This window comes from Cupriavidus sp. MEYA8, from assembly GCF_059278825.1.
Genome location: NZ_CM181222.1, coordinates 2,246,306 through 2,263,571 on the forward strand (window position 1 = coordinate 2,246,306; position 17,266 = coordinate 2,263,571).

General features: G+C 67.4%; 16 protein-coding genes. 10 read left to right on the top strand and 6 right to left on the bottom strand.

Translation table 11 applies throughout. The features are described from left to right. Window positions 1–15: 15 nt before the first annotated feature. Window positions 16–417, top strand: a complete 402-nt coding sequence (locus AC5WJ1_RS27210) for a hypothetical protein (RefSeq protein ID WP_494476759.1) — start codon at window positions 16–18, stop codon at window positions 415–417. Window positions 418–444: 27 nt separating this feature from the next. On the opposite strand, the gene ppk2 is transcribed toward AC5WJ1_RS27210, so the two are convergent. Next, entirely contained in the window at window positions 445–1,341 is an 897-nt protein-coding gene (gene ppk2 / locus AC5WJ1_RS27215; protein WP_135702727.1) for a polyphosphate kinase 2, read from the bottom strand. Between the two features lie 344 nt (window positions 1,342–1,685). Between ppk2 and AC5WJ1_RS27220 the strand changes: the two genes are divergently transcribed. Genes AC5WJ1_RS27220 through AC5WJ1_RS27230 form a run of 3 tightly spaced genes read left to right on the top strand, consistent with a single transcriptional unit; the run spans window position 1,686 to window position 4,363 of the window. After that, window positions 1,686–3,128, top strand: a complete 1,443-nt coding sequence (locus AC5WJ1_RS27220) for a DUF3300 domain-containing protein (RefSeq protein ID WP_494476985.1) — start codon at window positions 1,686–1,688, stop codon at window positions 3,126–3,128. Window positions 3,129–3,143: 15 nt separating this feature from the next. Then, the gene (locus AC5WJ1_RS27225) at window positions 3,144–4,055 is read left to right on the top strand and encodes a DUF2950 domain-containing protein (RefSeq protein WP_135702725.1); all 912 of its coding nucleotides are present in this window, start codon (window positions 3,144–3,146) and stop codon (window positions 4,053–4,055) included. Window positions 4,056–4,108: 53 nt separating this feature from the next. Beyond that, window positions 4,109–4,363, top strand: coding sequence for an RNA-binding protein (locus AC5WJ1_RS27230; protein WP_133094637.1), 255 nt, complete (start codon window positions 4,109–4,111; stop codon window positions 4,361–4,363). Between the two features lie 47 nt (window positions 4,364–4,410). Here AC5WJ1_RS27230 and AC5WJ1_RS27235 read toward each other — a convergent pair whose 3' ends face one another. From AC5WJ1_RS27235 to ligD, 3 genes are read right to left on the bottom strand one after another with little or no spacing between them, the layout of a single operon-like run. Beyond that, complete coding sequence (locus AC5WJ1_RS27235) at window positions 4,411–5,229, bottom strand: tetratricopeptide repeat protein (protein ID WP_494476760.1); 819 nt, start codon at window positions 5,227–5,229, stop codon at window positions 4,411–4,413. Further along, window positions 5,226–6,122, bottom strand: a complete 897-nt coding sequence (gene ku, locus AC5WJ1_RS27240; RefSeq protein ID WP_135702723.1) for a non-homologous end joining protein Ku — start codon at window positions 6,120–6,122, stop codon at window positions 5,226–5,228. The genes AC5WJ1_RS27235 and ku overlap by 4 nt, the downstream gene beginning before the upstream one ends. A gap of 30 nt (window positions 6,123–6,152) precedes the next feature. Further along, the gene (ligD, locus tag AC5WJ1_RS27245) at window positions 6,153–8,690 is read right to left on the bottom strand and encodes a DNA ligase D (protein WP_494476761.1); all 2,538 of its coding nucleotides are present in this window, start codon (window positions 8,688–8,690) and stop codon (window positions 6,153–6,155) included. A gap of 300 nt (window positions 8,691–8,990) precedes the next feature. Between ligD and ilvD the strand changes: the two genes are divergently transcribed. From ilvD to AC5WJ1_RS27260, 3 genes are all read left to right on the top strand, one after another. After that, window positions 8,991–10,850, top strand: a complete 1,860-nt coding sequence (ilvD, locus tag AC5WJ1_RS27250) for a dihydroxy-acid dehydratase (protein ID WP_133094641.1) — start codon at window positions 8,991–8,993, stop codon at window positions 10,848–10,850. 279 nt (window positions 10,851–11,129) lie between these two features. After that, a complete protein-coding gene (locus AC5WJ1_RS27255) occupies window positions 11,130–12,182 on the top strand; it encodes an alpha/beta fold hydrolase (protein ID WP_135702720.1) in 1,053 nt (350 codons plus the stop codon). Between the two features lie 247 nt (window positions 12,183–12,429). Beyond that, entirely contained in the window at window positions 12,430–12,714 is a 285-nt protein-coding gene (locus AC5WJ1_RS27260; RefSeq protein WP_494476762.1) for a DUF3574 domain-containing protein, read from the top strand. Here AC5WJ1_RS27260 and AC5WJ1_RS27265 read toward each other — a convergent pair. Then, complete coding sequence (locus AC5WJ1_RS27265; RefSeq protein WP_133094644.1) at window positions 12,711–13,133, bottom strand: NUDIX hydrolase; 423 nt, start codon at window positions 13,131–13,133, stop codon at window positions 12,711–12,713. The genes AC5WJ1_RS27260 and AC5WJ1_RS27265 overlap by 4 nt on opposite strands. Window positions 13,134–13,507: 374 nt before the next feature. On the opposite strand from AC5WJ1_RS27265, the gene AC5WJ1_RS27270 reads away from it, so the two are divergent. From AC5WJ1_RS27270 to AC5WJ1_RS27280, 3 genes are all read left to right on the top strand, one after another. Next, on the top strand, window positions 13,508–13,726 hold the full coding sequence (locus AC5WJ1_RS27270) for a YajG family lipoprotein (RefSeq protein WP_243736861.1): 219 nt from the start codon (window positions 13,508–13,510) through the stop codon (window positions 13,724–13,726). 227 nt (window positions 13,727–13,953) lie between these two features. Then, window positions 13,954–14,526, top strand: a complete 573-nt coding sequence (locus tag AC5WJ1_RS27275) for an AraC family transcriptional regulator (protein ID WP_240745794.1) — start codon at window positions 13,954–13,956, stop codon at window positions 14,524–14,526. A gap of 219 nt (window positions 14,527–14,745) precedes the next feature. Continuing rightward, window positions 14,746–15,648, top strand: a complete 903-nt coding sequence (locus AC5WJ1_RS27280; protein WP_133094646.1) for a LysR family transcriptional regulator — start codon at window positions 14,746–14,748, stop codon at window positions 15,646–15,648. Window positions 15,649–15,687: 39 nt separating this feature from the next. On the opposite strand, the gene AC5WJ1_RS27285 is transcribed toward AC5WJ1_RS27280, so the two are convergent. Further along, on the bottom strand, window positions 15,688–17,220 hold the full coding sequence (locus tag AC5WJ1_RS27285) for a class I adenylate-forming enzyme family protein (RefSeq protein ID WP_494476763.1): 1,533 nt from the start codon (window positions 17,218–17,220) through the stop codon (window positions 15,688–15,690). Between the last annotated feature and the right edge of the window lie 46 nt (window positions 17,221–17,266).

The following is a 17,266-nucleotide window of genomic DNA, read 5'->3' on the forward strand; positions in this document are numbered from 1 at the left end:
TCGAAGGAGCCTTACATGAACCGCCAATTCCGGGTCTTGCCCGCGCTGGCATGCGCCGGCGCGTGCCTTGCCGCGCTGGCGCCGGCAGGGACGGCCTTTGCCTACTTTGATCACTATCTTTCCGGCACTGTTGTCGGCACGCTGACCCAGAAGCAGTTCGACGTGCTGAACGACGTCTTCCGCAGGACGCTGGACCAGGGGGCCGACGGTGCGCGCGTGCCGTTCACGCTGCCGCCGGACACCCGCGAGCGCAAGGTCGAAGGCGCATTCACGCCGCTGCGTTCCCGGCAGGACCATGGCGACCGGTGCCGGCAGCTGCACAGCGAGTTCCGCCGTGCCGGCGTGTCCGAGAGCTGGACCGGCTGGTATTGCAAGGAGAAGAACGGCGACTGGAAGTCGCGCAAGCTGCGCGACTAGGCCGCCGGCTGCCTCGTACTCCTCGTACTAATACCGCGACTCCACATGCCGGTAGGGGTAGTGGGGCTCCTGGTATCCGTGCGCCTTCTGCCGGGCCGGCAGCTTGACCGGCTTGCGCTCGATCTCCTGGTACGGGATCCGGTCCAGCATGTGCCGGATGATGTTCAGCCGCGCCCGCCGCTTGTCATTGGAATCGGCGACGTACCACGGCGCGAAGTCGCTGTCGGACGCCTCGAACATGGCGTCGCGCGCGCGCGAATAGTCGTACCAGCGGCTGTACGAGCGCAGGTCCATGTCGGTGAGCTTCCAGGTCTTGCGGTCGTCGTGGATGCGTCCTTTCAGGCGGCGCGTCTGCTCTTCGGGGCTGACTTCCAGCCAGTACTTGATCAGGATAATGCCGGAATTGACGATGGCCCGCTCCACCAGCGGGACGGCGCGCAGGAACTCCTCGGCCTGGGTCTCGGTGCAGAATCCCATCACACGCTCGACGCCGGCACGGTTGTACCAGCTGCGGTCGAAGATCACGATCTCGCCTGCCGCGGGCAGATACGGCAGATAGCGTTGCATGTACATCTGGCTCTTTTCGCGATCGGTCGGGGCCGGCAACGCGACCACGCGGAACACGCGCGGGCTGACGCGTTCGGTGAGCGCCTTGATGGTGCCGCCCTTGCCGGCGCCGTCGCGGCCTTCGAAGAGCACGCAGACCTTGGTGCCGCTCGCCTGCACCCAGCGCTGCAGCTTGACCAGTTCGCCGTGCAGGTGGCGAAGCTCCTTCTGGTAGTCCTTCTCGGACATGCGTTCCTGCAGCGGCTCCCGCCCTTCGTCCTGCCGGTCCTCGGCGTCATCGCGCGGGCGTGGCGGCTCGGTCTCGGCCGCGGCCTGCTCCCTGTCCTTGTCGTGGCGCTTGTCTTTATGCTTGGCCATGGTTCTCCTCCATAGGTCCATAGGGTTCGAGCATCGGGAGAGGTGGCAAGGCATACGGCGGCCCGGCCTGTGTCATGCGGCACCTCATCACAATAGCAAAACCGCGGGCATTGGCCGCGTTGTCCGGACCGGCGGGCGGCAAAAGTTTTTCCTATTTCACTTTCGCAAAGTTTTCATCTCTGGAGGCGGCGCCGGCACCTATAGTTTGTCAGGGCAATACATCGTGATCGCTAATTACCTTTTCCAGGCCTGGCGCGGACACGGAGCGGACGGCAGGCCGGAAGTTGAGCCCCGTAACGGCGCTCGGCGACGGGGCAAGGGAGACGGCCATGGAGGGGCGGGAAATGCGTCTTTGGCGCCGTGTCGGCGCCTGCCTGTGCGCGGGCCTGGCATGGCTGGCGCTGAGTGCCCATGCGCAGAATGCGCCAGCCCAGCCGGCACCGTTCAAGCCGGAAGAACTCGAGGCCCTGGTTGCACCCATCGCCCTCTATCCCGATTCGGTGCTGTCGCAGGTGCTGATGGCCTCCACCTATCCGCTCGAGATCGTGCAGGCGGCACGCTGGGTCAAGGCCAATCCCAAGGTGAAGGGTGACGCCGCGCTGAAAGCGGTCGAGAGCCAGAGCTGGGATGTCAGCGTCAAGTCGCTGGTGGCGTTCCCGCAGGTGCTGGAGCCCATGAGCGACAAGCTCGACTGGACGCAGAAGCTGGGCGACGCTTTCATCGGCCAGGAGAAGGAAGTGCTCGACGCCGTGCAGCGGTTGCGGGCGCGCGCGCAGCAATCGGGCAATCTCAAGTCGAATGAGCAGCAGAACGTCATTGTAGAACCTGCGCCGGCGCCGTCGGCACAGGCAGCGCAGTCGGCAGCGCCGGCGCAAACCATCGTGCGGATCGAGCCGGCGAACCCGGAAGTCATCTATGTGCCGGCCTACAACCCGACGGTGGTGTATGGCGCCTGGAGCTATCCCTCCTACCCGCCGTATTACTGGCCCCCTTATCCCGCCTACTATCCCGGCGCCGCGCTGATGACCGGCTTTGCCTGGGGCGTTGGCCTGGCCGCTGCGGGCGCGATTTTCGGCAACTGCAACTGGGGCGGGGGCGACGTCAACATCAACGTCAACAAGGCTGCCAATATCGATCGCAATTTCGACCGCACCAAGGTGCAGGGCGGAGGGAAATGGCAGCACGACGCCTCGCACCGCAAAGGGGTGGCGTACCGGGATAACGCGACGAGCGAAAGGTTTGGCGGGCGTGATGCGGCTGCCGCCAACCGCCGCAACGAGTTCCGCGGCCGCGAAGGCGCGGGTGGCGTGTCCGACCGCATGGCGGGCGGGGATCGCGGTGGGCGCGGCGGCGTCGGTGACCGCGGCGGCGTTGGCGACCGCGGCGGTGTTGGCGACCGCGGCGGTGTTGGCGACCGTGGCGGTGTTGGCGATCGCGGCAGCGTCGCGGACAGAGGTGGCAGTCGTGGCGGTGCGGGCGATCGCGCCGGCGTGTCCGACCGGGCAGGGGTGTCCGATCGCGCCGGGGCGTCCGACCGGGCTCGCGCTTCGGACCGGCCCGCTGGCGGTGGTCGCGACAACGCATTCCAGGGCGTAGGCGGCGGAGGCGCGGCCGCGCAGCGTGACTTCGACCGCGGCCGCGCCAGCACGCAGTCAGCCTCGTTCCGCGACGGTGGCGGTCAGCGTGGCGGCGGTGGCGGCTTCAGCGGCGGCGGCGGCCGTGGCGGCGGGGGCTTCGGCGGTGGCCGCGGTGGTGGTGGCGGTGGCCGTGGTGGCGGACGGCGTTGAGCGGGGGACAGCGATATGCAGCGCACGCAACGATCGGGCCTGGCCTGGCCCTGCCGCAAGGCGTTGTCCCTTGGAGGGCTGCTGCTCGCCCTGGCGGCGGCGCCGGCCTACGCGCAGAAGAGTTTCGCCACGCCCGAGGCGGCAATGAACGCATTCGGCGAAGCGGTTGCCACCAGCGACGACGCCGCCATGAAGTCGCTGCTCGGCGCCCGCTATACCGACCTGATCCCGCCGGTCGGCGCCGAGATCCGCTACAGGTTCCTTGAGGCATGGCACCAGTCGCACGCAATCCGACCCGACGGGCCAGACCGCGCCCGCATTGCCGCGGGCAATGACGGCTGGACCATGCCGGTGCCGCTGGTGAAGACTGCCAAGGGCTGGCATTTCGACACGCGCGCCGGCGTCGATGAGATGCGCCTGCGCCGCATCGGCCGCAACGAACTGTCGGTGATGCAGACCTTGCTCGCCGTGTGCGACGCGCAGAACGAATATGCGCAGCTGATGCGCCAGGACCGCGGCGTGACAGCGTACGCCTCGAAGCTGGTCAGCTCGCCCGGCAAGCACGATGGCCTGTACTGGCCAACGCGCCCCGGCGAACCGGAAAGCCCGCTGGGCCCCGCCTTTCTCAGCGCGGAGCATCGCAGCGCGCCGGGCGCGGGCTACCATGGCTACCGCTACCGGCTGCTGACGTCGCAGGGCGCGCACGCGCCGGGCGGCAAGTATGACTATGTCGTCGATGGCAAGCTCTTTGGCGGGTTTGCGGTGATCGCCTGGCCGCTGCGGTACGGGGATACCGGCGTCAAGAGCTTCATGGTGAGCCACGACGGCCGCGTCTACGAGCGCGACCTGGGTCCGGACAGTGCGGCAAGGGCCGCTGCGATCCGGTCCTTCGACCCCGGCCCGGGGTGGACCGAGGTCAAGCCATGACGCCCCGGGCGGCGGAATGTCCGTCGCCCTTGTACCAACAGCGGAGGTGATCCATGTCCGTTCTCATGCTCAGCAACATCGATGCCGGCGTCACCGACGAAGAAATCGGCGCCTTCCTGGTGAAGTACGGCTTCCCGGAATACAACAGCATCGAACATATGGAAGGCGACGGCACCCGGCCCGCGGTCAGGCTGACCTTCGACACGCTCGACGACGAGACCCTGGACAAGCTCAAGGGCCGCATCCACCAGATGTTCTGGCACGGCCACAAGGTCAGCGCACTGGTCATGCGGGATCGCTTCAGCTGAAGCGGGCGTCACTTCGCGGCCATCGGCCCGTGCGGCCGCCCGTACTGCTAATCCGCCCGGTTGAGCTTGCGATACTGGTTGAAGTGCCGCACCGCCTTCTCGAAGTGCCCCAGTTCATGATGCAGCCGCGCGGCGTTGTAATGTGCATCCGCATCGCCGGGCGCAAGCGCAATGCAGCGATCGTAGGCCGCCAGCGCCGACTGCGGCGCACCAATATCTTCCAGCGCGACGCCCAGGTTGAAATGCAGCTGCGGCGCGTCCGGCAGCCAGCCCAGTGCGCCTTCATAGAGCGCGATCGCGTCGTCGAAGCGCTGCTGGTCCGACAGCAGGCAGCCCAGGTTCAGGTAGGCGTCCAGCATGCCGGGCGCCAGCGACAGCGCGCGCCGGTAGCCGGCTTCCGCGGCGACGGCATCGACGGGCTCGAGCGCCTGCGCGCGCGCAAAGGCTTGGCCGGCCGCTGTTTCGCCGGCGGCGGCACGCGCCAGTTCCACCACGCGCACATCGTCCGGCGCCGGCTCGAATTCCATCAGCCGCTGCCCGCTCTCCACCAGCCACGCGCCATGCCGGTCGCGCACCGAGACCTTGCCGCTGCTGGCGGACATGCGCACGCCTGACAGGTGCCGGTCCGGCGCCAGCCGTTCGAGCCGCTGCAGCGCCCGCAGGATCTGCGCCGGTGCCACGCGTGCCTGGTGCAGCGAGGCCGCGGTGCGGATCAGCACCACGTCCTGGAACGAGAACACATGCTCGCCGCGCGGACCGCGCGCGGGCGTGACCAGCCCGGCGCTGACCAGGCTGCCGATCAGCCGGCGCGATACGCCCAGGCGCGCCTCCAGCGCCCGCGTGGTCAGGCCTTCGCCGCGGTTCACGCCGATTTCTTCGCGGTGCGCCGGATCGGCGTGGGCGCTGCCGGCGTTGCGGCGCGCTTGCCGGGACGGCGGGCGGACGCCGTTTCCGCGGCGGCCTTGCCCTTGGCCGCAGGCGCTCCCTTCTTCGACAGGCTGGCGCGCAGTGCATCCATCAGGTCGATGACCTCGCCGCCGGCGGCAACCTCGGCCGGCTCCGGCGACACGATCTGCTTGCCGGCGATCTTGGCGTCGATGGCGGCGAGAACCCTGGCCTTCTCTTCGTCCTTGTACTGGGCCGGGTCGTACTGGTCTTCCGATGCCTGCTCGATCAGCTGGACCGCGAGTTTCAGCTCGGCATCCGAGACCGCCACCTCATCGATATGCAGTTCCGCGATATTGCGCACTTCATCGGCGAACAGCAGCTGCTGGAACACCAGCCCGCCTTCGACCGGCCGGATCTGCACGATATGCGACTTGCCCTTGGCGGCCCACTTGGCGATGGCGCAGCGCCCGGTCCTGGCCATGGCTTCGCGCAGCAGGCTGTAAGGCTTGCCGCCGCGCTTGTCCGGCGCGATGAAATAGGCCTTGTCGTAGTACAGCGGATCGACGCTTCGCTCGGGAATGAACGCGACGATATCGACCATGTGGCTGGCGCTTTCTTCCAGCGCCTTGAGCTCGTCGGGAGAGAAGGTCACGAAGCGGCCCTTCTCGAATTCATAGCCCTTGACCATGTCGGCCCGCTCGACCACCTCCTGCGTCTGCTCGGAGATGTACTGCTGCTTCAGGCGCGAGCCTTCCTTGCTCAGCAGGTTGAAGCGCACCGCCGAGCTGGTTTCGGTGGCCGTGTAGAGCTTGACGGGGATCGATACTAGGCCGAAGGAGAGGGACAGCGAGGCGAGGGATCGGGCAGGCATGGAAGTCTCCGCAATGCAGTACGGCTGGAATCAGCTTAAGCGCTCGATGGCGGCGGTCAAAGTCTGGCGGCTGTCCCAATAGGACTGCCACGGGTCGGCGACCTGGAAGCTGAGGTACTCGCGGGCATCGCGGATGGTCCACTGTGCGCCACTTTTCAGCTTGCCAAGTTGCTCCCACGACACCGGCATCGAGACCCCGAGCCCCGGCCTGGCCCGCGCCGAGAACGCCGCCGCGGTGGTCTGGGAAAAGCCGTTGCGCAGGTAATCGACAAAAATCCGCCCCTTGCGGTTGGCCGCGCCGGAGCGGGCGGTGAAGCGGCGGGGCAGGGTGGCGGCCAGGTGCTTCACCGCCGCCCGTGAGAATGCCTTGACTTCATCGTACGAGCGGCGCGGCGCCAGCGGCACCACCACGTGTAGTCCCTTGCCGCCGCTGGTCTTCAGCCATGCCTGCAGGCCGAGCTCATCGAGCAGCGTGCGCACCAGCATGGCTGCTTCGAGCATCGATTCCCATGGCACGCCTTCGCCGGGATCGAGATCGAAGATGACCCGGTCGGGATGGCCGATATCGCGTGTGGTGGAGTTCCAGGTATGGAACTCCACCACATTCATCTGCGCCGCGGCGACGATGGCTTCGGCCGAGTCGGCCGTCAGCAGCGCGCCGTGGCCGGGCCAGAGCGACGCGGGGCGCTCGGTCAGTCCCGGCATTGCCGTTTCCGCATACTTCTGGAAAAACGTCGGCCCGTCGATGCCTTCCGGCGCGCGCACCAGCGACAAGGGGCGCTCGGCGAGGTGCGGCAGCATCAGGCTGGCGACGCTCTCGTAATAGCGCACCAGTTCGACCTTGGTGAAGCCCCCGGCCTTGTCGATGACGCGCGCGGGGTTGGTGACCTTGATGGCGGCCATGCCATGCGGCGTCACGGCGGTCTGGACCGCTTCGCGCCGGACCGACCCGGCGGGGCGGTCGGTGCGCAGGCCCTTGAAGCAGGCATGGCGGACCTGGCCCTCCGGCGTCCAGTCGGAAAACTCGACCTCCGCCACCAGCGTTGGCTTGACCCATCGCGACACGGCGGGACGGCCACGGCCCCAGCGGCGGCTGCCACGCGCTTCGTTGGCGAACGGGCTGTCGTCGACCTGCAATGCCGCCAGCCGCTTGTGCAGCTTCGCGGCCATCTCGCTGTCCCAGCCGGTGCCGACGCCGCCCACGTAGAGCAGTTCGCCCTTGTTGCCCTCGTCATAGACACCCAGGTGCAGCCTGCCGATTTCAGTCTTCGACCCTTCGCGGTCCGCGAACCCGCCGATGACGAACTCCTGGCGCAGCTTGCACTTGATCTTCAGCCAGGTCTGCGTACGAGCGGAAACGTAGGCCGCATCCGCGCGCTTGAACATCAGGCCTTCCAGGCCGAGCTTGCACGCCGCCTGGAACATCTGCGCGGCAGGCGCATCGAAGGCCTCGCTGAAGCGGACCCGCTCCGTGCCCGTGGCGACCAGCGTGGCCAGCTTTTCGCGGCGCTGCGCCAGCGGCAGGCCGCGCAGGTCGCGGCCTTCCCAGTAAGGCAGGTCGAAGGCAAAGAAGACGATGGCGTCGTGCCGCTGCCCGTCGATGGCGTTCTGCAGCGCATTGAAGTCCGGCATGCCGTCGCGCAGCACGACGATCTCGCCATCGAGCCAGCCTTGCGAGATATCGAGCTTCTCGATCTCGGCGGCCAGCGAGCCGAGCTTGCGGGTCCAGTCATGGCCGTTGCGGGTGAAGAGCGTCACCCGCGCATCGTCGATCCGCGCCAGGATGCGGTAGCCGTCGAACTTGGTTTCGATGATCCAGCCGGTGCCGCCCGGTAGCGTGGGCGAAGGCGTTGCCAGCTGCGGCGCCAGCTTCGCCGGCAGCGGCGCGCGCGGCGCGTGCCTGACCGCCTCGGCCGCGTCCTCAACCAGGCCTTGCCCGGATTCGTTCAATGCGCCCAGAGGCCTGGCGATGACGCTGTCCGGCAGCGCGGCCAGCACATCGAACTCCGACAACGGCCGCGCCCACGCGTCGCGCTTCTTGAAGAGGATCCACTGATCCGACTGGTCGCCCGGCCTGGCGATGCGGACCAGTTCCCAGCGGCCGGCCAGCTTCTCGCCGGACAGGTCGAACACCAGCTTGCCGGCTGCCATGCCCTCACGCGCGTCGCCGACCGGCGCCCACGTGCCGCGGTCCCAGACAATGACCGAGCCGGCGCCGTACTGTTTCGGTGGAATCTCGCCTTCAAAATCCGCATAGTCGAGCGGATGGTCCTCGACATGGATGGCAATGCGCTTTTCGGCAGGGTCGTAGCTGGGTCCCTTGGGCACGGCCCAGCTCAGCAGCACGCCGTCCAGTTCCAGCCGGAAATCGTAGTGCAGGCGGCGGGCCCAGTGCTTCTGCACCACAAAATGCAACGGCTGGCGCAACGGCTGCGCCTTCCCCCTGCGCCGTGTGCCGGCGGGCTCGGGGGTAATGTGGAAATTCCGCTTTTCCTGGTAATCCTGAAGGCTGGCCGGCCGCTCCGCAGCGCGGCGCCTGGCCGTTGTCGCCCTTGGGTTCGTTGCCATAAGACTTCCGCGCCTCAGCCGCGCCACGAGAGCGCCCGCGATTCCAGTCTAGGGGGCGCGCCGGATACGGTGTATCGGGCGGTGTCTTACGTTGGAGGGAAGTGCGTCATCGGGCATTTCGAGGGGGCGCTCCCATCCACGGCCCGCATCGGCCGCCGACCCGGAGCCTGACACACGACCTGTTATGGGATAATCCCCGGTTTGCCCAGGGCGCAGCTCAAGAGGTTGTCCGCACGGGCGCGCGCAGGGCCGTTCATCCCGTGGCCCGCAACCTTTCTGGCGACATTCCTTAGCAAAACAATGCCCACATACCGTTCCAAAACCTCCACCGCCGGCCGCAACATGGCGGGGGCCCGCTCGCTGTGGCGTGCCACCGGCATGAAAGACGACGATTTCAACAAGCCCATCGTCGCGGTGGTCAATTCGTTCACCCAGTTCGTGCCCGGGCACGTGCACCTGAAGGACCTGGGCCAGCTGGTCGCGCGCGAGATCGAGGCAGCCGGCGGCGTGGCCAAGGAATTCAACACCATCGCGGTCGATGACGGCATCGCCATGGGCCACGACGGCATGCTGTACTCGCTGCCCAGCCGCGACATCATTGCCGACTCGGTCGAGTACATGGTCAACGCGCACTGCGCCGATGCCATGGTGTGCATCTCCAACTGCGACAAGATCACCCCGGGCATGCTGATGGCCGCGATGCGCCTCAACATCCCGGTGATCTTCGTCTCCGGCGGCCCGATGGAAGCCGGCAAGACGCGCCTGGCCAATCCCGTCACCAAGGCCGTCGAGTTCAAGAAGCTCGACCTGGTCGACGCCATGGTGATCGCCGCCGACAGCGCCTATTCCGACGCCGACGTGGCCGAGGTGGAGCGCTCGGCGTGCCCGACCTGCGGTTCGTGCTCGGGCATGTTCACGGCCAACTCCATGAACTGCCTGACCGAGGCGCTGGGCCTCTCGCTGCCGGGCAACGGCACCGTGGTGGCAACCCACGCCGACCGCGAGCAACTGTTCAAGCGCGCCGGCAGCCGCATCGTGGAGCTGGCACGCCAGTACTACGAGCAGGAAGACGCGCGCGTGCTGCCGCGCTCGGTGGGCTTCAAGGCGTTCGAGAACGCCATGACGCTGGATATCGCCATGGGCGGCTCGACCAACACCATCCTGCACCTGCTGGCGATCGCGCAGGAAGCGGGCATCGACTTCACCATGGACGACATCGACCGCCTCTCGCGCGTCGTGCCGCAGCTGTGCAAGGTCGCGCCCAACACCAACAAGTACCACATCGAAGACGTGCACCGCGCCGGCGGCATCATGGCGATCCTGGGCGAGCTGGAACGCGCCGGCAAGCTGCATACCGACGTGCCGACGGTCCACGCCCCCTCGCTCAAGGATGCGCTGGAGCAGTGGGACATCGGCCGCACGCAGGACGAAGCGGTCCGCCATTTCTACATGGCCGGCCCCGCCGGCATCCCGACGCAGGTCGCGTTCAGCCAGGACACGCGCTGGCCGAGCCTGGACCTGGACCGCGCCGAGGGCTGCATCCGCTCCTATGAGCATGCGTTCTCCAAGGAAGGCGGCCTGGCCGTGCTGAGGGGCAACATCGCGCTCGACGGCTGCGTGGTGAAGACCGCCGGCGTGGACGAGAGCATCCTGGTGTTCGAGGGCACGGCGCATGTCACCGAGTCGCAGGACGAGGCGGTCGAGAACATCCTGAACGACAAGGTAAAGGCCGGCGACGTGGTGATCGTGCGCTACGAAGGCCCCAAGGGCGGCCCCGGCATGCAGGAAATGCTGTACCCGACCAGCTACATCAAGTCCAAGGGCCTGGGCAAGGCGTGCGCGCTGCTGACCGACGGCCGCTTCTCGGGCGGCACCTCGGGCCTGTCGATCGGCCACTGCTCGCCCGAGGCGGCAGCCGGCGGTGCGATCGGGCTGGTGCGCGACGGCGACAAGATCCGCATCGACATCCCCAACCGCACCATCGACGTGCTGGTGTCCGACGAGGAACTGGCGCGCCGCCGCCAGGAGCAGGACGCCCGCGGCTGGAAGCCGGCCAAGGCGCGTCCGCGCAAGGTGTCGGCCGCGCTGAAGGCCTATGCCAAGCTGGTCATGTCGGCCGACAAGGGCGCCGTGCGCGACCTGTCGCTGCTGGACGACTGACGCCAGGTTGACTGTCGTTCCCGCGCAGGCGGGAACCCGGTGACTTCAACGACGCTGGATTCCCGCCTGCGCGGGAATGACTGAGGTGAATATCACCAGACTCGGGCCGCTCCTCGGAGCGGCCTTTTTTTGGCTGATTTTCCGGCCCGTATTTGTATCGGCGTATCTGGCATCCACATCCGGATACACAGCGATACAAGACGCCGGATTCCCGACACATTGCGCTTGCCAGCGCCTCCTAGACTCGTGCCTGGTTCGATCACCAGATAGGAGAGAGAGATGTCAAACACCATCGACCTGCCGCGCCGCGGCTTTCTCGGCGCTGCCGCGCTGACGCTGGCCGCCGCGCACGCCGGCCTGGCACAAGCCGCCCGTCCCGAAGCCGGCCTGCCCAAGACCGCGCCGTTGCCGTCGACCACGCCAGGCACCCATACGAAGTTCGCCGCGCTCCGCCAGGTCAATGCCGGCGTGCTCAACGTCGGCTATGCCGAAGCCGGGCCGGCCGACGGCCCGGTCGCGCTGCTGCTGCACGGCTGGCCGTATGACATCCACAGCTTCGTCGACGTAGCGCCGTTGCTGGCGGCACGCGGCTATCGCGTGATCGTTCCCTACCTGCGCGGCTTCGGTTCGACGACCTTCCTGTCGTCCGGCACGATGCGCAACGGACAGCCCTCGGCCATCGCCGCCGACATGATCGCGCTGATGGATGCGCTGCGCATCCCGACCGCCGTGGTCGCCGGCTTCGACTGGGGTGCGCGCACCGCCGCCATCATGGCCGCGCTGTGGCCGGACCGCTGCCGTGCACTGGTCTCGGTCAGTGGCTACCTGATCGGCAACCAGGCCGCCGGCAAGAAGCCGCTGCCGCCCGAGGCAGAACTGCAATGGTGGTACCAGTTCTATTTCGCTACCGACCGTGGCCAGGCTGGCTACCAGCAATACACGCACCAGTTTGCCAAACTGATCTGGAAACTGGCGTCGCCGAAGTGGGAGTTCGACGATGCCACCTTCCATCGCAGCGCCGTGGCGCTCGACAATCCCGACCACGTGGCGATCACCATCCACAACTACCGCTGGCGACAGGGCCTTGCGGCCGGCGAGTCGCACTTCGACGAGTTCGAGAAACGCCTTGCCACGGCGCCTGCGATCAGCGTGCCCACCATCACCATGGAAGCCGACGCGAACGGCGCGCCGCACCCGGCGCCCAGTTCGTATGCGAACAAGTTCACCGGGCGTTATGAGCACCGCCAGCTGGGCGGCAAGATCGGCCACAACCCGCCGCAAGAGGCGCCGGTGGCGTTTGCGCAGGCGGTACTGGACGCCGACAGCCGCTGATGCCCGAGGGGAGGCCGGAACGTTCGCGGCTCCGGCATCCCTTACCGTTTACGCGGGCCGGTCGCTGCACTAATCTGCACGGATGCGGATTCGGTGCTCGCCTTCGTCTCGTGCCGGGAATGCCATCGCGATCGCCCCTGCCATCGCGCTGGCGCTGGCATTCGCGCTTTCGGGTTGCGCTGCCATACCGGCTGCGCCATGCGCAGCCGGAGAACAGGCGGCCATCGGCGAACTGATCTACTTCGGCATGGCAAAGCCCGGCGGCACGGTGTCCGAGGCAGAATGGGATGCCTTTGTGCAAGGCTCCGTGGCACCGCGCTTCCCGGACGGCTTTACGGTCTGGCCGGCTTCCGGCCAATGGCGCGGCGCGGATGGCAAGGCCGTCAGCGAGGCGACACGCGTGCTCAGCCTGGTGCATGCCCCCGACGAACGCAGCGAGGCGGCGGTACGTGCCATCGCCAGCGAGTACAAGGCCCGCTTCCGGCAGGAAGCGGTGCTCAGGGTGCGCAGCAACGCCTGTATGTCGTTCTAGGACTTTCCAATCCGTGCCAGCCGCATTTCGATGGTGGACAGCGCATCCTTGTACAGCGAATGCCAGCGATCGGATGGGGCCTCGCCCAGGGGATGCCAGAAGAATTTGAACACGTGGCCGTCATCATCGGCGGTAAGGTGCTCCCAGGTGTCCGGCAGCGGCTGCGATGGCTCGCAGAGGTGCAGCGACCATATCTGCTCTTCATGACCGGATTCCCACAACCCCAGGTCGGCCGTCACTACGCCAGCAATGCCGGACTCCTCGCGCAACTCGCGCACGGCGGCATCCGCCGGCGGTTCACCCGGTTCGATCTTGCCCTTGATGATCTGGAGTCCGGAGAGGGGATGCTCGAATGCCAGGATCTCCAGGCCGTTCGGCGTACGTCTCAGGACAATCGGACAGGCTTTGTTCGGCTTCATCTGGAAGTCCTTATCAGGAATTGATGCGAACTGTCCGCAGCACCGGCGGCTGCGATCTTCCGGTTGGACCGTCGGATATCGGGAAGAATCCGGCCTTCACACGCTGGCAGCCAGAAACACAGGCTCGCATGGCGTGTCCGGGGCGCACCGGCTCAATTGACGAGAATATCGGACAGGATGCGTTCCGTACGGGCTGGGCATCGGCGCCGGCGGCGGTACGCCGACGCCCGCGCAGGCCGAAGATGAATCGGTGGTCTACAAGACCAAGGTGGCCGTGACGGCCATGCAGGTCGGCTTCGACCAGCGCACGGCGGGCCAGCAATGGCTGCGCCTGCGTCTCGGTGAACTGTTTGGCCAGTGAGAGGCGTGCCGCGATGAAACGCCTTATTTCAGCTTTCCCCCTGTTGGCACTGCTGACACTTGCCGGCTGCGGTGGCGACGATGCGCCGGGCAAGACCAGCCCGGGCGCGTCCGCGAGCCTGCCGGTCACGGACCTGGAGCCCGGCGCCTACGTCGTCAGCGTTGGCGATGCCGACAATCCCACGGTCGGCAAGTACTATGCCGCCACCGATGGCAGCCGTTTCCTTGCCTGACCGCGCAACCGGCGGCATGGCGGCATGGCGGCCGCATCCTGAGTGCTTGCGTCACCGGGCTCCGCGGGCAGTCCCGCGGTCCCGGCAGCCTGTGAGAGCGAGCCCATGTGGTGGCGGCGAATGGGGTGTTCGGAAATTGCAGAGGCAGGAATTCTCGCGGGCGGCGATGATAGTCATCGTTACAGACCGCTTTCCGAGCCACCATGCGCGTCCATTTGCAGTCCCCCATGCATATCAGCCTGCAGCGGCTGCTGCTGGCATTTCCGCTGTCGGTCGCGGTCACGCAAGGCAGGGTGGTGGTCAGGCGGCGCGGCTTCGATCGGCTGCTGGTGGCCGGCCAGGAGATGGCGGTCGCGCCGTTCGAAGCCATCGATCTGCATCTGGACGGCAGCGGCGCCCAGCCCGCGGCATGCCATCTCGAACTGCATGGCGTGGTGCCGGCGGCGGCACAGGCGGCGCTGCATCACCGAGTCTCCAAGCGGGTTTTCCTGCAGCCGCAATACGCCTGGAGCGCCGCATTCATCGCCGAACGGCTCGACATTTCCGCAGCACGGGTGCGCCGCACGTTGTTTGCGCAGGGCACGGCACTGACCGACCTGTGCCGGACGCAGCGGCTCATGCGCGTGCTGTTCGAAGCCATGTCGGGGCACGTGGCGACGGCCGACCTGGCGCGCTTTGCGGGCTGGCCCGCCAATAGCGACCTCGACTGCGCCTTCTATGACCGCTTTGGCCTGTCCATGGATGCAGCGCGCCGTCTCGCGCTGCATCACGCCCCGGAACGGCACCGTTCGGTAGCCTGAGCCGAACGACGCGTTCGTTTCGCTGCCGCCCGGCACCCAAGCGCATCTGCCTTCCAGCCCCGCGCGGCTTCCTGGCACTATTGGCTAACCTTTGCCTGTCTTGCGGACAAGGCGCCAACGCTGGGCGATATTCGCCCCGCCGGTGCGGCATTCGCACCGGCGTCGTGTACGGGCGCCGCCTTTGCGCGATAATCCCGTACCACGCTAGGGAACGATGTAATGCGCTTTGATCTGGTCGATCTGAAACTGTTCACGCATATTGCCGAGGCCCAGAGCCTGACCGGCGGCGCGCAGCGTTCCCACCTGTCGCTGGCCGCGGCCAGTACCCGCATCAAGAACCTGGAAGAGTATGTCGGCGTCAAGCTGCTGAGCCGCAGCAGCCAGGGCGTGAAGGTCACCGGTGCCGGCGAGACCCTGCTGGCGCACGCGCGCCGCGTGATCCGCCAGCTGGAGCAGCTCAGCGGCGATCTGCAGGAATACGTGGCCGGCGTGAAGGGCCATGTGCGCGTCTTTGCCAACACCACGGCGATGAGCGAGTTCCTGCCCGCGGTGCTGCGCACCTACCTGGTCAGCAATCCCGACGTCACCATCGACATGCAGGAGCGGCTCAGCCCGGACATCGTGCGTGCGGTGCAGGAGGGGATGGTCGATATCGGCATCATCGCGGGCAATGTGCGCACCGAAGGGCTGGAGGTCATGCCCTACCGGCGCGACCGGCTCGTGCTTGCGACCGCACTGAGCCATCCGCTGGCCGAGCGCGACACCGTGGATTTCATCGATACGCTCGACTACGACTTTATCGGCCTGCCGGAAGCCAGCGCCATCCACAACTTCCTCAAGCGCGCCGCGGCCGACCTGCAGCGCGAGCTGCGCTGGCGCGTCCAGGTCAGCAACTTCGAGACCGCCTGCCGCATGATCGAGGCCAATGTCGGCGTCGGCGTGCTGCCCGAGAGCACGGCTGCGCGGCACGCCGGCACGATGGCGCTGCGCATCGTCCAGCTCAACGACGAATGGGCCGAGCGCAAGCTGCAGGTGTGCGTGGCGGATGTGGGCGCATTGCCGCTGTTCGCGCGCAAGCTGGTCGACCTGCTCGTCGAGGACGGACTCGGGCGGCAGGACTGAGCGCCGCCGCTGCCGCTATCGCCACCGTTATCGCCACCGCTAATTCTGCTGCGAAACCATCTGCTTGAGCTGGTGCTTGAGCAGCTTGCCGCTGGCAGTGGTCGGGATGCTGGCGACGCGCAGGATCTTTTCCGGGCGCTTGTACGGCGACAGGCGGTCGACCAGGTAGTCGTGCAGCGCCTGCGCATCGAACTTCTCGCCGTCCTTGATCTCGACAAAGGCAATCACCTGCTCGTTGCCGTCCGCGGCCGGCTGGCCGACCACCGCCGACACGCGCACCGACGGATGCGTGTTGATCACCGATTCGACCTCGATCGGATAGACGTTGAAGCCAGAGTGGATGATCAGGTCCTTGGTCCGGCCCACGATGAACAGCGCGCCGTCGGGCCCCAGCCGGCCCAGGTCGCCGGTGTTGAGCCAGCCGCCGGGGCGCAGCACCTCGGCGGTCAGCGCCGGTGCGCGATAGTAGCCGCGCATGACACCGGGGCCCCTGACCCACAGCTCGCCGGGCTCGCCGGCCGGCACGGGCTGGCCGTCGGGGCCGACCACCCGCAGTTCGGCGCCTTCCACGATCTCACCCGCCGAGCAATCGCCGCGCGGCCGGTCCACGCGCGTGACGAACAGCGAGCCCGCGTACTCGGTCATGCCGTAGCCATGGTGCAGCGGCTGGCCGAACATCGCTTCGACTTCCTGCTTGAGCGTCGGGTCGAGCGGTCCGCCGCCGGTGTACAGGTAGCGCAGCCTGGGTGAGGGCGCCAGCGGCATGCAGCTCGCACGCACATGCGCGAGGATGCGGCCGAACATGGTCGGCACGCCCTGCAGCAGCGTGATCGCCCCTTGCCGGATTGCCGCGATGACGTCCGCCGCGTTGAAGCGCGCGCTCAGGTACAGGCTGGCGCCGGCCTGGAAGGTCGACACCAGCAGCGTGCCCAGTCCGAACACATGCGACATCGGCATGACCGCATAGGCGCAGTCATCCGGCTGCATGCGGCGCGATTCCACCGTGACACGGGCAAAGTGCAGCAGGCCGCGGTGCGTCACCATCACGCCCTTGGGCTGCCCGGTGGTGCCGGAGGTGTAGATCAGCACGGCGACCTCGCGTGCCACGGCTTCGGGCTCGCGTTCGCTGGCGCTGTCGGCGGCGCTGGCCATCAGCGGGCCGAGTCCGGCCGGCGCGATTTCGCGGGCACGGTAGCGCACGCCGTGCCGCAGCGCGTCGGGCGAGGCACCGTGGGTAAAGAGCATCAGCCGGGGCTGGCAGTGCGAGCGGATCTCCTCGATCTCGCGCTCCGACAGGCGCGCGTTGACCACCACCGGCCATGCGCCCAGTTCGGACAGCGCGAACACCAGCGTGATCACGGCCAGGCAGTTCTCCGCCACGACCAGCACCCGGTCGCCGGTGCCGACGCCTTGCGCCTGCAGGTAGCCTTGTGCAGCCTCGATGCCCTGCCACAGCCGCGCGAAGGTCACGATGCGGCCGTCCTCGAAAACGGCCGCGCGGTCTGGGGCCTCGGCGGCCCAGTGGCGGGGGATATCGCTGATCCGTTGCGGGTTGGCTCGGTCCGGGGGCATCGCGCGGAAAGTCCTTGTGCGGGGTAGAAAACCGTCCGGCAAACCG

Bases quoted from the DNA above. Each gene is read 5' to 3' on its own strand.
- AC5WJ1_RS27210 (WP_494476759.1), top strand. From the start codon at position 16: ATGAACCGCCAATTCCGGGTCTTGCCCGCGCTGGCATGCGCCGGCGCG.
- ppk2 (WP_135702727.1), bottom strand. From the start codon at position 1,341: ATGGCCAAGCATAAAGACAAGCGCCACGACAAGGACAGGGAGCAGGCC.
- AC5WJ1_RS27220 (WP_494476985.1), top strand. From the start codon at position 1,686: ATGCGTCTTTGGCGCCGTGTCGGCGCCTGCCTGTGCGCGGGCCTGGCA.
- AC5WJ1_RS27225 (WP_135702725.1), top strand. From the start codon at position 3,144: ATGCAGCGCACGCAACGATCGGGCCTGGCCTGGCCCTGCCGCAAGGCG.
- AC5WJ1_RS27230 (WP_133094637.1), top strand. From the start codon at position 4,109: ATGTCCGTTCTCATGCTCAGCAACATCGATGCCGGCGTCACCGACGAA.
- ku (WP_135702723.1), bottom strand. From the start codon at position 6,122: ATGCCTGCCCGATCCCTCGCCTCGCTGTCCCTCTCCTTCGGCCTAGTA.
- ligD (WP_494476761.1), bottom strand. From the start codon at position 8,690: ATGGCAACGAACCCAAGGGCGACAACGGCCAGGCGCCGCGCTGCGGAG.
- ilvD (WP_133094641.1), top strand. From the start codon at position 8,991: ATGCCCACATACCGTTCCAAAACCTCCACCGCCGGCCGCAACATGGCG.
- AC5WJ1_RS27255 (WP_135702720.1), top strand. From the start codon at position 11,130: ATGTCAAACACCATCGACCTGCCGCGCCGCGGCTTTCTCGGCGCTGCC.
- AC5WJ1_RS27260 (WP_494476762.1), top strand. From the start codon at position 12,430: ATGGCAAAGCCCGGCGGCACGGTGTCCGAGGCAGAATGGGATGCCTTT.
- AC5WJ1_RS27265 (WP_133094644.1), bottom strand. From the start codon at position 13,133: ATGAAGCCGAACAAAGCCTGTCCGATTGTCCTGAGACGTACGCCGAAC.
- AC5WJ1_RS27270 (WP_243736861.1), top strand. From the start codon at position 13,508: ATGAAACGCCTTATTTCAGCTTTCCCCCTGTTGGCACTGCTGACACTT.
- AC5WJ1_RS27275 (WP_240745794.1), top strand. From the start codon at position 13,954: ATGCATATCAGCCTGCAGCGGCTGCTGCTGGCATTTCCGCTGTCGGTC.
- AC5WJ1_RS27280 (WP_133094646.1), top strand. From the start codon at position 14,746: ATGCGCTTTGATCTGGTCGATCTGAAACTGTTCACGCATATTGCCGAG.
- AC5WJ1_RS27285 (WP_494476763.1), bottom strand. From the start codon at position 17,220: ATGCCCCCGGACCGAGCCAACCCGCAACGGATCAGCGATATCCCCCGC.